Raw genomic sequence first — 16181 nt, forward strand, 5'->3', positions numbered from 1 at the left:
GCCGTTGTCGCTGTCCGCTGCCGGTTCTGGATTGAGCCGCTCAAGCCATGACCCGGACCGTCTGCTCGCCGGATACCGCGCCGCACGTGCCCAGGACGCCCTGTTCGACGTGCACGGCGGTGGGGCGGGTGCCTTCGGTGACACCGGGTACGACGAGTTCGTCGACGCCACCGGGACCATCCGCCCGTCGTGGCAGGAACTCGGTGATCTCATCGGCGAGCGCGGCCGGGCCGGGCTGGAGCGGCTGCGCGGTGTGGTGCGCGGGTTGGTCGACAACGACGGCATCACCTACATCGAGGTCGACGATTCGGGAACCGTCCCAGGTGAGGGCATCGCGACGCCGGGCACCTGGCATCTCGACGCGATACCGCTGGTGGTGTCCGCGGCCGATTGGGAGACGCTGGAAGCCGGTGTGCTGCAACGGTCCCGGCTCCTCGACGCCGTACTGACAGATCTCTACGGCGAGCGGCGGGCGATCACCACCGGGATCCTGCCGCCGCAGTTGCTGTTCGGGCATCCCGGGTACATCCGCGCCGCCCGCGGCATCGAGAATCCCGGGCGCCATCAACTGTTCATGCTCGGCTGCGATGTCAGCCGGGCCGCCGACGGCCGGTTCGTGGTCAACGCCGACTGGGCGCAGGCGCCGTCGGGCGCCGGGTACGCACTGGCCGATCGCCGGGTGGTCGCCCACGCCGTCCCCGACGTCTACGAGCGCATCGGTCCGCGCCCGGCCTCGCCGTTCGCCCAGGCGCTGCGGCTGGCTCTCATCGAGGCCGCGCCCGAGGCTGCCGAAGATCCGGTGGTGGTGGTCCTCAGTCCCGGTATCCACTCCGAAACCGCCTTCGACCAGGCCTACCTGGCGTCGGTGCTGGGCTTTCCGCTGGTGGAGAGTGCGGATCTGGTGGTCCGCGACGGCAAGCTCTTGATGCGGTCGCTGGGCACCCTCAAGCGGGTGGACGTGGTGCTGCGCCGGGTCGACGCCGACTACGCCGACCCGCTGGATCTGCGACCCGATTCCCGGCTCGGCGTGGTCGGCCTGGTCGAGGTGCAGCGGCGCGGCGCGGTGACCGTGGTGAACACCCTCGGTGCGGGCATTCTGGAAAGCCCTGGGCTGCAGCGCTTCCTGCCACAGCTGGCGGACCGGCTGCTGGGGGAGAAGCCGCTGCTGGACACCCCGCAGCTGTACTGGGGCGGATTCGACCGGGAGCGTTCGCATCTGGTCGCGCGGCTGAGCACCCTGCTGATCAAGTCGACGGTCGGCGGGGAGACGATCGTGGGACCGGCGTTGTCGGCGGAGGAGCGCCACGATCTCACCGCCCGCATCGAGGCCCACCCCTGGCAGTGGGTGGGCCAGGAGCTGCCGCAGTTCTCGTCCGCACCCACCGACCGCTACCCGGGCGGGTTGTCGGCGGCCAGCGTCGGCATGCGTTTGTTCACGGTGGCCCAGCGCGGCGGATATGCGCCGATGATCGGTGGCCTCGGCTACGTGCTGGCGCCCGGCAACTCCGCCTATGCATTGAAAACCATTGCCGCCAAAGATGTCTGGATCCGGCCGCCGACGCGAGCCAAAGCCGATACGTTGACCGTGCCGCCGGTGGAGCTGCCCAGCGGCACCCGCTCGATCAGCTCGCCGCGCGTACTGTCGGACCTGTTCTGGATGGGCCGCTACGGCGAGCGCGCCGAGAACCTGGCCAGGCTGCTGATCGTCACCCGCGAGCGGTATCACGAATATCGCTACCGCCAGGATATGGACGGCAGCGAATGCGTGCCGGTCCTGTTGCACGCCCTTGGCGTCATCACCGGTACCGAGACCGAAGCCGCGGGCACCTACGCCGAGGCGGTGTCCGCCGCTCAGCGCACCCTGTGGGCGTTGACCGTCGACCGCCAGCGCCCCGGGTCGTTGGCCCACTCCGTGGAACGACTCGGACTGGCGGCCCGCTCGGTGCGCGACCAGATGTCCAACGACACCTGGATGGTGCTCGGCGCTGTCGAACGGGCGCTGGCCGAGCAGGCCGGCTCGCCGCGCGGGGCGCGAATCGACGACACCCAACTCGCGCTCGCCCAGCAGCAGACGTTGGCAGGCATGCTGGCGCTGTCGGGAGTGGCCGCCGAGTCGATGGTGCGCGACGCCGGGTGGACCTTGATGGACATCGGCAAGCGCATCGAACGCGGGCTCGCGCTGTCGGCGTTGCTGCGTGCCACGCTGACCACCGTACGCAGCCCGGACGCCGAACAGACCATCACCGAATCCGCACTGGTGGTGTGTGAATCGTCGGTGATCTACCGCAGACGCAACCTGGGCAGGGTCAGCGTGGCCGCCGTTGCGGACCTGGTGTTGTTCGATCCGGAGAACCCCAGATCCCTTGTCTACCAACTGGAACGGCTTCGATCGAATCTGCGATCGCTGCCCGGCTCGTCGGGCTCGTCGCGCCCCGAACGACTGGTCGACGAGATCAGCACGCGACTGCGCCGGCTGGACCCCACAGAACTCGAGCACGTCGACGACGACGGCCGCCGAAGCGAGCTCGACGGGCTGCTGAGTGGAATGCACACCGCGCTACGCGATCTGTCCGATGTCATCACCCGCACCCAGTTGTCGCTGCCCGGTGGGATGCAGCCGCTGTGGGGGCCTGATCAACTGCGGGTCATGCCGTGACGGCGGCCGAGGGCGCAGCGCGCACATACCGGATCACGCATCGCACCGCGTACGGCTATTCGGATGTGGTGACCAGTTCCTACGGCCGCGGCCACCTCACCCCCCGCGACACCACCGGCCAGCGGTGTCTGGCCTACGAGCTCGACATCGATCCGATACCCGCCGACCGATCCACCAGCCTCGACGTCTACGGCAACATCAGCTCCTACTTCCACGTCACCGAACACCACCGGGCGCTGACGGTGACCAGCCGCTCCGTCGTCGAGGTCGACCCGCCCGCGCCCGACCGCTATCAGGCCGGCTGGGCGCAGGCGCCGTGGGAGGCTGTCCGGCCGGTCGGCCACAACGGTGCGCTGGCCTCCGAGTTCAGCCTCGATCTGCGCCCACCGGAGATCACCGACGAAGTCCGGGATTACGCCGCGCCGAGTTTCGAGCCCGGTCGCCCGCTGGTCGAGGTGCTTCGAGATCTCAACTCACGAATCTTCTCTGATTTCACCTACAAGTCGGGATCCACGACGGTGTCCACCCAGGTGAGTCAGGTTTTGTTGGCGCGAGAAGGGGTATGCCAGGACTTCGCCCGGCTGGCCATCGCCTGCCTGCGCGCCAACGGATTGGCGGCGAGTTATGTGTCGGGCTACCTTGCCACCGACCCGCCGCCCGGAAAGGAACGGATGTACGGCGTGGACGCCACCCATGCCTGGGCCGCGGTGTGGACACCGCAAAACGATTGGCTCGGGCTCGATCCCACCAACGATCAGCTGGTCGATGAGCGCTATATCACCGTCGGGTGGGGGCGGGACTATGCCGACATCCCGCCGCTGCGCGGCATCATCTACACAGATTCCGAGCAGAGCGTGATCGACGTCTCAGTGGACGTCGCGCCGTACGACGGAGGTCTGGCGCATGCGTGACTTCATCTGCCCCAATTGCGGGCAGCATCTGGCGTTCGAGAATTCGGTCTGCCTGTCGTGCGGAAGCTCGGTCGGATTCTCACTGGATGACATGGCGTTTCTGGTGATCGCCTCCGGTGAGGACAGTGAGCACGGTGGGGCGGTCGATGCCGCCGAATTCCAGTTGTGCGCGAATCTTCATCTGGCCGAATGCAATTGGCTGGTTCATGTGGAACCCGTTCGGCAGTTGTGTGCGTCCTGCCGGCTCACCCGGACCCGGCCCAATGACAACGACGCCCCTGCGCTGGCCGCCTTCGCGCTGGCCGAACGGGCCAAGCGCCGCCTCATTGCCGAGCTGCACGAACTCAAGCTGCCGATCGTCGGCCGCGACGAGGACCCGGAGTACGGGCTGGCCTTCGACCTGTTGTCCAGCGCCAGCGAGAAAGTGTTCACCGGCCACGACAACGGCCTGATCACACTGGATCTCGCCGAAGGCGATGACGTTCACCGCGAGCAGCTGCGTACCTCGATGGACGAGCCGTACCGCACGCTGCTCGGACATTTCCGGCATGAGGTCGGCCACTACTACTTCTATCGACTGGTCGGCACCTCACCGGCGTACCTCGAGCGGTTCAACGAACTGTTCGGCGACCCGGACGCCGACTACCAGGCCGCGCTGGATCGGCACTACAGCGAAGGCGCACCCCCCGGGTGGGAGGAGAACTTCGTCTCCTCGTACGCGACCATGCACCCGGCCGAGGACTGGGCCGAAACATTCGCGCACTACCTGCACATCCGCGACACCCTGGACACCGCCGCGGCGTTCGGTATCGCCCCGGCCAATGCCACCTATGAGCGACGAGTGTTGGGGCCGAGCGGATTCGACAACATCCTCGAGATGTGGCTGCCGTTGGCGTGGTCGCTCAACATGGTGAACCGGTCGATGGGCAAAGACGACCTGTATCCGTTCGTTCTCCCGGTGCCGGTGCTGGAGAAGATGCGGTTCATCCACACCGTCATCGACGAGGTGACGTCGTCGCCGACGAAACTGGACGCGGCCGTCAGCGGTCAGCAACAGCAGCAGAACTGAGCGCCAGCAGGCCCTCCGCGGTCGCCGCAACGGTGTCGGCGGCCGAGCGCGGGTTCCAGCCCAGCTGCGCGACGGCCTTGGTGTTGTTCACCGACTTGGGTGTGCCCAGCAGACCGGCCAATTCGCGTAGCGGTGGGAGGAACCTCCCGCCGACCCGCACGGCCCAGTCCGGGATCTGCCGGCGCGGGACGCGTACGGCGCCGGCTCCGAGGCGGTCACGCAGCACACCGGCGATGTCGGGCAGCGTCACCGGTTGGCCCGCGGCGGCCAGGTAACGCTGACCGGCGGCCTGCGGGCTGGTCATCGCGCGGACCAACAGGTCGGCGACATCACGGACATCGACGACCGCGAACGATGCGCGGGGCACCAGCGGTGGCTGCCCGCGCAGCAAGGCGTCGATGATCTGCACTGAGGTCGACAGGTTTTCGCCCAATGGCGGCCCGAACACCCCGACCGGGTTGACCACTGCCAGCTCGGGGCTGCCCGGGCGCTCCGCGAAATCCCATGCCGCGCGCTCGGCGAGCGTCTTGGACTTCACATACGGACTGACGACGTCATCCGGGTTGGTCCAGTCGGTCTCGTCGTACGCCGTCCCCGAGGGTTTGGGGCTGTACCCGATCGCCGCGAACGATGAGGTGATCACCACGCGGCGCACTCCTTCGGCAGCGGCGGCACGCAAGACCCGCAGGGTGCCCTCCCGCGCCGGGACGATGATCTCGTCTTCGTCGGCCGGCTGGCGGGGCGGGAACGGTGATGCCACGTGCTGGACGAACCGGCAGCCACGCACCGCCTCCGCCCAGCCGTCGTCGGAACTCAGGTCCGCCACCACGACGTCCAACCGGTCGGGGTCGGCGCCGGCAGCGGCCAAGGTCTTGCGGAGTTGCCTGTCGCGGTTGCTGTTTCGGACGGTGGCCCGAACCAGGTAGCCGTCCGCGAGCAGTCGCACTATCAGGTGGCCCGCGATGAATCCGGAGCCGCCGGTCACCAGTACCCGAACGCGTTCAGGCATGAGCCTTCTCCTCGGATATCAGTTGCGCTCCCAGCGCGATGATGTCGGGCACAAGCGCTTCTTCAGCGGACGTGTCACCCCGTTCGCGCGCCGCCCACAGCTGGGCTTTGGCGGCCACATACTTCTGGCGCACCTGCAGCCGGGCGATGTCGTCGGCCAACCGTCTGGCGTGGTCGCCGAACAGCTGCCGCTGATCGGCTGCGGCCGCCGCCCCGCGGCGGATGTTGTCGACGTAGGTGCGCATGTCGTGCACGCTCATCCCGGTGCTGCGCAGGCAGCCCAGGGATTCGATGGCGTTCACCAGTGCCGGCGGATAGCGGCGGTGACCGCTGCTGTCGTCGCGCGGCACCGGGTCGATCAGCCCGATCCGCTCGTAATAGCGCAGCGCGGACTCGGTCAGACCGCTCTGACGGGAGACCTCCTGGATGGTCAGGTCCCTGGTCAACGGAGTGGTTGGCATAGAGCCACTATGGCGAACTTGAAGCGCTTCAAGTCAAGTGTGTGGCGCGTCACGGAAGCGAACGATCAGCCGAGCGTCGTGAGCGCGGTTGCTCTGCAGCTTTGCTCAGCGGGATTCCGCGGCCACCAGCTGTTGTGCGATGGTGGCAACCCATCGACGGACGTGATCGACATCGCTCCAGTCCCCGGCCCTGGTCCTCGCCATCGCGCTCGCGGGAAAGCCCCGTGCATCTGTTGCCAACGATCCACCGAACGTCTGATGGCCGCGGGCTCCAACCCGCTCGATGAGTTTCGCCACCTGGCGGGTGGGCGCGATGACGCCCCGCGTCGCCGAGTCGTCCAGCGGCCCGCTGCTCACGAGCCAAACGGGCAGGGCGCGCAGCGGTGAGCTGTGTCGGCGGACGAAGCGCCTCGCGTCACGGTGCCATCTGTTCGCGTAGAGCGCTCCCGCCACGATCACCGCATCGACGTCGGCCAGGTCCATGACATCCCGGGCCGGCATCACCACCGCAGTCAAGCCTGCCTCGGTGAGAGCCTCACCGATCATGGCCGCCAGTCTGGCGGTGCCACCCCGGGTAGAGCCATAGGCAACGAGTACGCGCTTCATCACCTCACGCCCTCCGCGTCATCCTTGATCTGGTCCAGCGTGGCCCGCAGGATGTGCGCCACGAACGGGCGCACCAGCCACCAGTACCTGGCGAAGCTTCGACGAGAAGCCGGATCCGTTGTAGCCGTGCGACATTCATACGTGACCACAGTTTCGCCTGATCCGTGGGGCAGCATCGAGAAGCCGGCAGCAATCTTGCCCCACCCGGGTTCGGCGAAATGAGCGAACTCGGCGGCGTCGACGGTCCGCCAGTCGATGACAGGGCGCCAGAACCGTCCCACTGCGCCCAGCACGATCTCATGTCCCTCGCGCTCGCCCAGCACCAACCAACCCGGGATGCCGAGCCCGTCGCCCACCACGACCGGCGACGAGGGTGGCGCCGCACGCCCGGTCAGCCTCATCGGCAACTGCCGCACCCACATGGCGGCGTCGAGGAGCGGGCTGTGCACCCGTAGCAGGTCCAGACCTCGGGTGGCGCGATATGTTGTGTCCGAGTCCGCCTGTACCACAGTGTGTTCGGTGATTGTCACGTCGTAGCGTGGCATCGCCTGATCGATGAGCATGTTGTCCGTGCCGGTCGTCACCACTCAATATTGGGTGGCATCCGACGGCGAGAGTAAGAGCCGAACTGCCCCCGACACAGGGACGATTGCCTCCAGTCGGCACGCGCCGTTGTGGGGCGAGCGATCAACTAACGTCGATTCAGCGGCCTGTCAAGACTGTGGCCGCGCTCCGAGCACGTCGCGAAAGACGGCCTGGCGTAGTGCCAGTTCGCGTGGATCGCTGGCCAGGTGGAAGCCGAGGCGGTTCATCACGTAGCCGAAGCCGACGCCGGTGTCGGGGTCGGCGAAACCGAACGATCCGCCGAAACCCGGTGTGCCGAAGGCTTTGTCGGAGGATCCGAACTGCACCATCGGCACCGGCTTGCAGAACCCCAGCGAGTACAAGATCTTGACGTTCATCACCCGGTCGCGGATCCCACCGCTGGGTTGCCCGGCCGGCGCCCCGAGCTCACGCAGAACGTCGCCGGTCAGGCCCAGGTCGGCACCGCCGGCGGCAGCCGCGCCGTAGAGCCGGGCCACCGCGCGGGCCGTCCCGATCCCGTTGCTCGACGGCATTTCCACCGCGCGTACCTCGTCGCGGTTGTAGTCGCCGTCCCACGGTTTTACGTCACTGGGCACGCCGGTGGTTCGGGCGGCCAGTCCCACCGGGTTCAGCGCGGCCAGCGCAAAACCGGCCGGCATCACATTGAGGTGCAGCAGCGACTCGGCCCGTTTCCACTGATGCAGATGCGCGACCCGGCCGCGGTCGACCTGGGCAGGCAGGCCGATGTGCAGATCCAGGCCCAACGGCGCGGCGATCTCGTCGGCCAGGAACCGGCCCACCGTGCGGCCGGCCGGGTCGGTGCGGCGGATCAACTCGGACTGGTACCAGCCCAACGTGATCGCGTGGTAGCCGTGCCGGGTGCCGGGCCGCCACGCAGGCGCCTGGCGGGCCAGAATCGGCGCCAGCCGGTCCGGGTCGGCGATATCGGCGAGGCTGGGTGCCGGGGTGAGCGCACACAAGCCGGCCTGATGGGCCAGCAACTGGCGCACCGTCACCTCGCCCTTGCCGGCCTGAGCGAATTCCGGCCAGTAGTCCGCGACGTTGGCGTCGTAGGACAGCAGCCCTTTCGAGACCGCCACAGCAAACGCCATCGCGGTGACACCCTTGGTCGTGGAGAACATGTTGACCATGGTGTCGGCCTGCCACGGGGTCTTGGCTGTTCCGTCGCGGTAGCCACCCCATAGGTCGACGACCTTGACGCCGTCGCGATACACCGCGACCGCAGCGCCGATCTCCTTGCCGGACGCCAGATTCGCGCGGAAGGCGTCGGCCACCTTGCCGTACCCCTCGTCGACGTCGCCGCCCATCATGTCCGGGGACACTGCAACTTTGAGCACCATCGGCGGCCCCCTTTTTGTTGCCGAGAGGATATGCCGACGCGCCGCGCGGCAGGACCGTATTCGCCGCGGCGGCCCCTACGATCGCCGGGTGGCTGATCGCTATGGCGCCGACGTACTGGCCAACAACCCGCACACGTCGAACCGAACCCGCTCGACCGAACAGGCCGTCGAGCTCGGAATGGTCGTCGAGGACCCGCAGTCGGGGTTCGTCGGCGCGGTGGTGGGCGTCGAAGGATCGCGGGTAGAGCTCGAGGACCGCAAAGGCAGGCGGCGGGTGTTTCCGCTCGGGCCGGGCTTTCTGTTCGAGGGCAGGCCGGTGATCCTGACCGGACTGCGCCGGCAGGCACCTGCGGCGCAGCGCACGAAATCCGGCTCGGTGAAGGTCGCCGACGCCCGCGCCAAGGTCGCCATGGCCAGCCGTATCTACGTCGAGGGCCGCCACGACGCCGAGCTCGTCGAGCAGGTGTGGGGCGAGGACCTTCGCGTCGAAGGTGTGGTTGTCGAATATCTCGGTGGCGTCGACGATCTGGCCGGCATCGTGGCCGACTTCCGGCCTGGTCCGGGTCGCCGCCTCGGCGTTCTGGTCGATCACCTGGTGGCCGGGTCCAAGGAGGCTCGCATCGCCGACGCCGTCCGGCGTGGTCCCGGCGGGGCGCACACGCTGGTGGTGGGCCATCCCTATGTCGACATCTGGCAGGCGGTCAAACCCGAGCGCGTCGGGTTGCGGGCGTGGCCGTCGATCCCACGCGACGTCGAGTGGAAGCACGGGATCTGCGCCGCGCTGCGGTGGCCGCACAAGGACCAGGCCGATATCGCGCGGGCGTGGCAGCGGATCCGGTCGTCGGTGCGGGATTGGACCGATCTGGAGCCTGAACTGATCGGCCGGGTGGAGGAGCTCATCGACTTCGTGACTCAACCAGTTTGATTTCGCTGGGCGTGTGACGAATGTCGCAGGTCCGATCGGTTGGCGCTCGGTGTACAGTCGTTCACTGTACGAGATTTACCGCCGACTGCAGTCTGGTCGTCGTCACTTGGTGCGGCCGACGCGGTACGACTTGATCCGGAGCCTGCTAGAGCCATGACTTTCTCCCTTGAACTGCCAGAAGAAGTCGTCACCGTCCGCGACTGGGTGCACCAGTTCGCCGCCGAGGTGGTACGACCCGCGGCCGCCGAGTGGGACGAGCGCGAAGAAACCCCCTGGCCGCTGATCCAGGAGGCCGCCAAGGTCGGCCTCTACACCCCGGAGCTTTTCGCCGAGATGTCCGTCGAACCGTCCGGCCTCGGAATGATCACCGTGTTCGAGGAACTGTTCTGGGGCGACGCCGGCATCGCGCTGTCGATCCTGGGCACCGGCCTGGCCGCCGCGTCGCTGGCCGCCAACGGCACCCCCGAGCAGTTGGGCCACTGGCTGCCCGAGATGTTCGGCACCCCCGGCGATCCGCACCTGGCGGCGTTCTGTTCCTCCGAGCCCGGCGCCGGTTCCGACGTCGGCGCCGTGCGCACCCGCGCCCGCTACGAGCAGGCCACCGACGAGTGGGTGCTGGACGGCACCAAGACCTGGGCCACCAACGGCGGGATCGCCAACGTCCACATCGTGGTCGCGTCGGTGTATCCAGAGCTCGGGACGCGGGGTCAGGCCACGTTCATCATTCCGCCGAACACCCCCGGGTTCTCACAGGGGCAGAAGTTCAAGAAGCACGGTATCCGCGCCTCGCACACCGCCGAAGTGGTGCTGGAGAACGTCCGCCTGCCAGGCAATCTGATCCTGGGCGGGATGGAGAAGTTCGAACAGCGGGTCGCCCGCGCCCGGGAGGGCAAGCGCACCTCAGGGCAGGCCGCGATGGCCACGTTCGAGCGCACCAGGCCTGCGGTCGGCGCGATGGCACTGGGCGTGGCGCGGGCCGCCTACGAATACGCGCTCGAATATGCCTGCCAGCGTGAGCAATTCGGCCGTCCGATCGGTGATTTTCAGGGCACCGGCTTCAAGCTGGCCGACATGAAGAGCCGCATCGACGCATCCCGGCTGCTGATCTGGCGGGCCGGCTGGATGATGCGCAACAACAAGCCGTTCGCCTCGGCCGAAGGGTCGATGGCCAAGCTGTTCGCCAGCGAGACCGCGGTCTACGTCACCGACGAGGCGATCCAGATCCTCGGCGGCAACGGCTACACCCGTGACTATCCGGTGGAGCGGATGCACCGCGACGCCAAGATCTTCACGATCTTCGAAGGCACCAGCGAGATTCAGCGACTGGTGATCGCGCGGGCGCTCACCGGTCTGCCGCTGCGGTAGCTCAGTCGCCGAGGTCCGGCGCCCACGCCACGCCGTTGATGTGGCTGCCGCCGTCGGCGAACAACGTGTTCCCGGTGAGATAGCGCGAGCCCTCGCTGGCCAGAAACACTGCGACCGGCGCGATGTCGTCATAGGGGTCGCCCATCCGGCCCATCGGGTTGGCGGCGTCGGCGATCTCCGCGATCTCGGGATGCTGCGCGGCCACCGCCAGGAACGCCTGGCTCTTGGCCGCCGGGCAGATGGCGTTGACGGTCACCCCGGTCGGCGCCCATTCCCGCGCCGCGGTGCGGGTGAGCGTTCGCAGTGCCTCTTTTGCGGCGTTGTATTCCAGTGAGCCGATGTGGGCGTTGACGCCGTTGAGGCTGCACATGTTGATCACCCGGCCCCAGCCGCGGTCTTTCATGTGGCCGAACGCTTTTCGCATCGCCCAGAACGGGCCGTAATAACCGACGGCGAGACCGTGGGCCAGCTCGTCGTCGGTCTTGTTCTCCACCCGCCCGATACTGCCGCCGCCCCAGGCATTGTTCACCAGGACGTCGATCGACCCGTACTCGGACACCGCCGCGGCGACCGCGTTCTCCACCTGCTCGCGGTTGGACACGTCGGTCGCGACGAACAGTCCGCCGATCTCATCAGCTACCGAAGTGCCTGCCGCAGCATCGAATTCGGCCACGACAACACGGGCTCCTTCGTCGGCGAATTTCCTCGCGATGCCGGCACCGATTCCCGCGCCGGCGCCGGTGACAAGCGCGACCCTGCCTTCCAGTGCTCCGCTCATCGGGCGAGTCCTTCCGCAATCAGAGCCATCGCCTGACCGCTGCCGTCGAGCTGGCGGGCGGTGCGACTGACGATCTCCCAACCATGCTCGGCGCGCTGCAGGCGGATGAGGTGCACGCCGGCCCGGGCTACGGCGAAGCCGTGGGACTCGCGGCGCACCAGCAGCATCGACTGGCAGATCGCGACGGCCTCGTCGCCGTCGACGGTGACCGCAGGCGGGCCGAAGAAATGGCAGCAGCCGCGGGCGATCAAGCCTTGGTGCTCCTGCGAGCTCACCATGGCGGCGACGTCGTCGCGGCTGGACATCTGCCAGTCACCGGTGTCGTAGCCGCCGTCGACCGCCCACAGCGCGGCGACCGCGTCAGGGTCACCGGAGTCGACGAGAGGTCCGTAGGAGGCGATGAGGCGCGCGATATCACGTTCGTCTTCCAGGGTTTTCACGCGTCGTGCGAGGCTCTCCAAAGTATCGCTCACGGGCTTCCTCTCTACAGTTCGTCGGCCAGATCCCGGAGTGCGGCGAGCTGGTCGCAATAGTGCTCGGGGGAGTCGGCGCTCACCGAACAGGTGATCGCGGTCGCACCGGCGTCACGTAACGCGATGAGCCGCTTGGCCGTTCGGTCGGCATCGGCGACCGGGTCGGCGGCGCGGCCGGTCGACAGCACCACCTCGAAACCTCGCGGCACGTCCTGCTTGGCCAGCATCGACTCGATCTCGGTGGTGTTGAGGCCGAACGGAATCCACCCGTCGGCCAAGCGGAGCGCGCGGCGCAGCGATCGCAGGGTGCGCCCGCCGACCAGGATCGGCACCCGCTCCTGGACGGCGCAGGGCTCGACGGCGAACCCGTCGAACTCGTAGTGGCTGCCCCGATAGGACGGCCGGGTGGTGGACAGCGACGCGCGCAGTGCGCGGATGGCGTCGTCGGCGCGTTCGCCGCGGTCGTCGAAGGGTGCACCGAGGAGCGCGAATTCCTCGGCCAGCGACCCGACACCCACCCCGAGCACCAGACGGCCTCCGCTGAGCCGGTCCAGCGTCCCGAACCGCTTGGCGATGTCCAGCGGGTGGTGATAGCCCAGCACCACCACCGATGTCGTCAGCGAGATCCGGGTGGTGTGGGCGGCCAAGAAGCCGAATGTCGAGAGCGGATCCCAGTAGGTCAGGCCGCGCTGCGCGCCGTCGCCGACGGGGACGGCGACGTGTTCGGCGCAGGTGAGATGGTCGAAGCCCAGCTCGTCGGCGGTGCGGGCGATCCGGGCCAGGTCGTCGACTCCGGCGGTGGTCTCCCACGCGGAGGACACCCCGGGCAGCTGCATCACCATCGGCGTCGACAGTCCGATCCGCACCGTGCTGTTCTAACCGGCGCCACACCGGTCGAATGCTTGCGTCCCGGTGATCGAGACCGCTACGGTGCGGTAGAACGAATTCTCCCCAACCGGACAGGAGTGCTGATGACCGCGGCTCTCACCGATACCGCGCCGGCCTCGATGCTCGACCGGTTCACGGCCATCATCGACGCGTTCGACGACACGTCAGCTGGTCTCACGCTGGACCAGATCGCCGCACGGGCGCATCTGCCTCGCTCGACCACGCACCGCATCCTCGACCAGTTGGTGCGACTGCAGTGGCTGACGCATTCGGGTCGCGGGTACCGGCTCGGCGCGCGGACCTCGGCATGGGGTACCGGCGACAGTGCCGATGTCCGGCTGCGGTCGGTCGCGGCGCCCGTCCTGCACGAGCTTCAGGTGCGCACCGGTGCGGTGGTGCATCTAGGGCTGCTCGACCGCGGAGAGGTCGTTCACCTGGACAAGCTGGGCGGACCGTCGGCGCGCCAGGTGCCGACGTCGGTCGGCGTGCGGATCCCGGCACACCGAGTGGCGCTGGGCGTCGCCGCACTCGCCGGCCTGTCGCCGGAGGACGTGGTCGCCGAGCTGAGTTATGTCCAGGGCTGGGAGCCCGACGCGACGTGGTGGGGCGAACTGCACAAGGTGCGCCGCCGTGTCGTCGTGCGCCATGGTGACTACGCGGGCCCGATGGTGTCGGTGGCCGCAACGGTCGGTTCGCGTGCCGCGATCGGACTGGTCACCTCCGACCGGGTGCTCGCCCAGCGCTGTCAGCCACTGGTCGCCGCATCGGCGGCACGGATCGCCCGAGCGCTGGCGGGCTCGAACAACTAGGCAGCCGGATCGCCGGTGTCTTCGGACGGCGCATCGCCGTCGCCCCGGAGTAGCTGCTCGGGGTGGTGATAGTCGTTGGTGCCGCCATGCAGCATGGGCAGTTCGGGTGGTGGTATCCACTCGGTGTCGCCATTGGCGAGTTTTCGAGTTCTCCAGCCTTGGTCGAGTAGCCGGTGATCGGGTCGGCAGGCAAAGGTGAGCTTGTCGATGTTCGTCAGGCCGCCCTCGGCCCACTCGTCCACGTGGTGCACCTCGGTGAGATAACCCGGTGCGTCGCATCCGGGGCGTGTGCAGCCACGTTCCTTGCTGTGCAGCATTATTCGCTGATCGGCCGAGGCGACGCGTTTGGTGCGGCCGAGCCACAATCCGCGGCCATCAACGTGGTCGAACAGGGCCAGATAGTGATACGCGTGGGCGCCGAGCCGGATGACCTCCGAGATTGGCAGCAACGTGCCGGCGGCGGTGACCCCATGCCCGGTCTTGGCCTGAATGTCCTGCAGGGTCGCCGACACGATTACCGTAACTGGTAATCCGTTGTGCTGGCCGAACTTCGGATCACCCAAGGGCATTCGTAGCAGGGCCTTGAGCGCATCGTGCTGACGTTGGCCATAACTGCGGACATCCCGCTCGGCGACTTCGTCGGTTGGGGTGGCGGTGGGGCTTTCGTCGGCAGGATTGCACACTCCTGGTGCGGCGAACTTAGCCATCCAGGCGTCGACCAGCGACCGCAGCTCGGGATCGGCGATGAGTCGGCCCACGCTCATCCCGTCGACCTGTTGACCGCCGCACCACACGAAGCCGCGCTTGCGAGCCCGGTCCTCATCGGAAAACCGTCCGTCAGGGTTGAGCAACAGGCACAACTGATGGGCGATCTTCTCCAACTGGTCGGGCCGCAGATTCACCGCGTGCTCGGCGAGCGTGCGTTCGGCCTTCTCCACCTCCACAGCCGGGACGTGATCGGGCAGATCACGGAAGAACTTCTGGATCACCCGCAGGTGCTCGCCATCCAACAGTCCGGCATGCCAGGCCTTCGAGGTCTCCGGCAGCAGCGGCGGCAGCGGCTCACCGGTCAACGCCCGGCGCGGCTGAAGTTGTTCTGCATCCCGAATCCGGCGTTTGGCCTCACGCGGGCTGATTCGCAACACATCACCCAAGGTGATGGGGACCGGTGGGCAGCCTTCGACCTGCTCAAGCCGAGAGATCAATGCCTGAGAGGCCGCAACCTGCTGGCGCCGTGCGGTCTCCCACTCCTCGAGCACCACAAAACGGTCGGCGGGGGAAAGCCCGTCGAGATCGACGGCAGCCATGGACTCGAGGTACCGATCCCTCGCGTCCCGCATGACATCGACCGCACTCACACTTCGAACACTAGTGCGAACCACCGACAAGGAGGAGGCCGCGGAACCACGTTGTGCATGAACCCGGAACTGGGGATGACTATGTCAGCCCCATCAGCTTCTGCATCATCCGGTGCGCGCCGGCCACCACCTTCGTCCGGTCCGGATCATTGCGTCGCGCAACGTCTTCGGCGTTCCCGCCCGCGACGAACACCGGGCCGTTCGGCAACTGCTCCAGCCCCTCGCGGGCGACGTCGGCAGGGTCGGCCACCCGCATGCCGGGCACGTCGAAGTTCAGGCCCACTCGCTCCATCGCCGGCGTGCGGGTGACACCGAGCACCAGCTCCAACACGTCGACGCCGTGGTCGCGCAGTTCCAGCCACAGCCCCTCGGCGAAGATGCGGCCATAGGCCTTCACCCCGCCGTACACGGTGTGGCGCACCGACCCGAGATATCCCGACATCGACCCGACCAGCAGGATGCCGCCGCGGCGCCGCTCCCGCATCAGCCGGCCGTAGTGCTGCGTCAGCGCCATCATCGTGGTGATGTTCAGGTCGATGACCCGGTGAAAGTCCGCGAGATCGGCGTCCAGGAACTCAGCACTACAGGTGTTCGCGCCCGCGTTGTAGATGAACAAGCCCACGTCGAGCCCGTCGGTGGCCGCGGTCACCTCGGCGATCGCGGCGGGGGAGACGAGATCGGTTGCCACAGTTCGTACTTCGACGCCGAGCTCACGGCATTTGGCGGCGGTCACCTCGAGTGGTTCTGGTTTGCGCGCTACCAGAACGAGATTCACGCCCGACTCCGCCAACAAGCGGGCGAATTCGGCGCCAACGCCTTCGGAACCGCCGGCGATCACCGCCCATGGACCATATTTCGCATAGGACACCTACCGATCGTGACGTGCCATGTCCAAACCCGTGACGAGGGTCTCGCTGATCGGTACCAC

The 16181-nt window shown here is 67.7% G+C and carries 16 protein-coding genes; 6 read left to right on the forward strand and 10 right to left on the reverse strand.

Annotation, left to right across the window (positions count from 1 at the left end; all coding sequences use genetic code 11):
- Positions 1 to 4 precede the first annotated feature (4 nt).
- The 3 genes from BST42_RS03850 to BST42_RS03860 are packed head-to-tail and all read left to right on the forward strand — an operon-like array spanning position 5 to position 4636.
- Positions 5 to 2656, forward strand: coding sequence for a circularly permuted type 2 ATP-grasp protein (locus tag BST42_RS03850; protein WP_083117165.1), 2652 nt, complete (start codon positions 5 to 7; stop codon positions 2654 to 2656).
- Positions 2653 to 3567 carry a transglutaminase family protein gene (locus tag BST42_RS03855; protein ID WP_083117166.1) on the forward strand — a complete coding sequence of 305 codons (915 nt, stop codon included), beginning with the start codon at positions 2653 to 2655 and terminating at the stop codon, positions 3565 to 3567. The genes BST42_RS03850 and BST42_RS03855 overlap by 4 nt, the downstream gene beginning before the upstream one ends.
- Positions 3560 to 4636: a zinc-binding metallopeptidase family protein gene (locus tag BST42_RS03860; protein ID WP_083117167.1), complete on the forward strand. Its 1077-nt coding sequence runs from the start codon at positions 3560 to 3562 to the stop codon at positions 4634 to 4636. The genes BST42_RS03855 and BST42_RS03860 overlap by 8 nt, the downstream gene beginning before the upstream one ends.
- Here the strand turns inward: BST42_RS03860 and BST42_RS03865 are convergent.
- From BST42_RS03865 to BST42_RS03885, 5 genes are all read right to left on the reverse strand, one after another.
- Positions 4608 to 5645 carry an SDR family oxidoreductase gene (locus BST42_RS03865; RefSeq protein ID WP_083117168.1) on the reverse strand — a complete coding sequence of 346 codons (1038 nt, stop codon included), beginning with the start codon at positions 5643 to 5645 and terminating at the stop codon, positions 4608 to 4610. The genes BST42_RS03860 and BST42_RS03865 overlap by 29 nt on opposite strands.
- Positions 5638 to 6105 (reverse strand): MerR family transcriptional regulator, encoded by a 468-nt coding sequence (locus BST42_RS03870; protein ID WP_083117169.1) that lies wholly within the window; start codon positions 6103 to 6105, stop codon positions 5638 to 5640. The genes BST42_RS03865 and BST42_RS03870 overlap by 8 nt, the downstream gene beginning before the upstream one ends.
- Positions 6106 to 6210: 105 nt before the next feature.
- Positions 6211 to 6711 carry a flavodoxin domain-containing protein gene (locus BST42_RS03875; RefSeq protein ID WP_083117170.1) on the reverse strand — a complete coding sequence of 167 codons (501 nt, stop codon included), beginning with the start codon at positions 6709 to 6711 and terminating at the stop codon, positions 6211 to 6213.
- Positions 6711 to 7295, reverse strand: coding sequence for a hypothetical protein (locus BST42_RS03880; protein ID WP_083117171.1), 585 nt, complete (start codon positions 7293 to 7295; stop codon positions 6711 to 6713). Before BST42_RS03880 ends, BST42_RS03875 begins: the two co-directional genes overlap by 1 nt.
- A 129-nt stretch (positions 7296 to 7424) precedes the next feature.
- Entirely contained in the window at positions 7425 to 8657 is a 1233-nt protein-coding gene (locus tag BST42_RS03885) for a serine hydrolase domain-containing protein (protein ID WP_083117172.1), read from the reverse strand.
- An 88-nt stretch (positions 8658 to 8745) separates the two neighbouring features.
- On the opposite strand from BST42_RS03885, the gene BST42_RS03890 reads away from it, so the two are divergent.
- A complete protein-coding gene (locus BST42_RS03890) occupies positions 8746 to 9582 on the forward strand; it encodes a DUF3097 domain-containing protein (RefSeq protein ID WP_083117173.1) in 837 nt (278 codons plus the stop codon).
- 153 nt (positions 9583 to 9735) lie between these two features.
- Positions 9736 to 10947 (forward strand): acyl-CoA dehydrogenase family protein, encoded by a 1212-nt coding sequence (locus BST42_RS03895; RefSeq protein WP_083117174.1) that lies wholly within the window; start codon positions 9736 to 9738, stop codon positions 10945 to 10947.
- 1 nt (position 10948) lies between these two features.
- On the opposite strand, the gene BST42_RS03900 is transcribed toward BST42_RS03895, so the two are convergent.
- The 3 genes from BST42_RS03900 to BST42_RS03910 are packed head-to-tail and all read right to left on the reverse strand — an operon-like array spanning position 10949 to position 13064.
- The gene (locus BST42_RS03900; protein ID WP_083117175.1) at positions 10949 to 11725 is read right to left on the reverse strand and encodes an SDR family NAD(P)-dependent oxidoreductase; all 777 of its coding nucleotides are present in this window, start codon (positions 11723 to 11725) and stop codon (positions 10949 to 10951) included.
- On the reverse strand, positions 11722 to 12198 hold the full coding sequence (locus BST42_RS03905) for a nuclear transport factor 2 family protein (RefSeq protein ID WP_083117176.1): 477 nt from the start codon (positions 12196 to 12198) through the stop codon (positions 11722 to 11724). Before BST42_RS03905 ends, BST42_RS03900 begins: the two co-directional genes overlap by 4 nt.
- Positions 12199 to 12209: 11 nt before the next feature.
- Entirely contained in the window at positions 12210 to 13064 is an 855-nt protein-coding gene (locus BST42_RS03910) for an LLM class F420-dependent oxidoreductase (protein ID WP_083117177.1), read from the reverse strand.
- 105 nt (positions 13065 to 13169) lie between these two features.
- On the opposite strand from BST42_RS03910, the gene BST42_RS03915 reads away from it, so the two are divergent.
- Positions 13170 to 13895, forward strand: a complete 726-nt coding sequence (locus BST42_RS03915; protein ID WP_083117298.1) for an IclR family transcriptional regulator — start codon at positions 13170 to 13172, stop codon at positions 13893 to 13895.
- Here the strand turns inward: BST42_RS03915 and BST42_RS03920 are convergent.
- Together BST42_RS03920 and BST42_RS03925 are read right to left on the reverse strand one after the other, a co-directional pair.
- The gene (locus BST42_RS03920; protein WP_237159196.1) at positions 13892 to 15253 is read right to left on the reverse strand and encodes an HNH endonuclease signature motif containing protein; all 1362 of its coding nucleotides are present in this window, start codon (positions 15251 to 15253) and stop codon (positions 13892 to 13894) included. The two genes, BST42_RS03915 and BST42_RS03920, sit on opposite strands and share 4 nt — an antisense overlap.
- Before the next feature lie 79 nt (positions 15254 to 15332).
- Positions 15333 to 16121, reverse strand: a complete 789-nt coding sequence (locus tag BST42_RS03925; protein ID WP_083117178.1) for an SDR family NAD(P)-dependent oxidoreductase — start codon at positions 16119 to 16121, stop codon at positions 15333 to 15335.
- Between the last annotated feature and the right edge of the window lie 60 nt (positions 16122 to 16181).

Origin of the sequence: Mycolicibacterium rhodesiae (assembly GCF_002086695.1) — a bacterium.
GTDB lineage: Bacteria > Actinomycetota > Actinomycetes > Mycobacteriales > Mycobacteriaceae > Mycobacterium > Mycobacterium rhodesiae.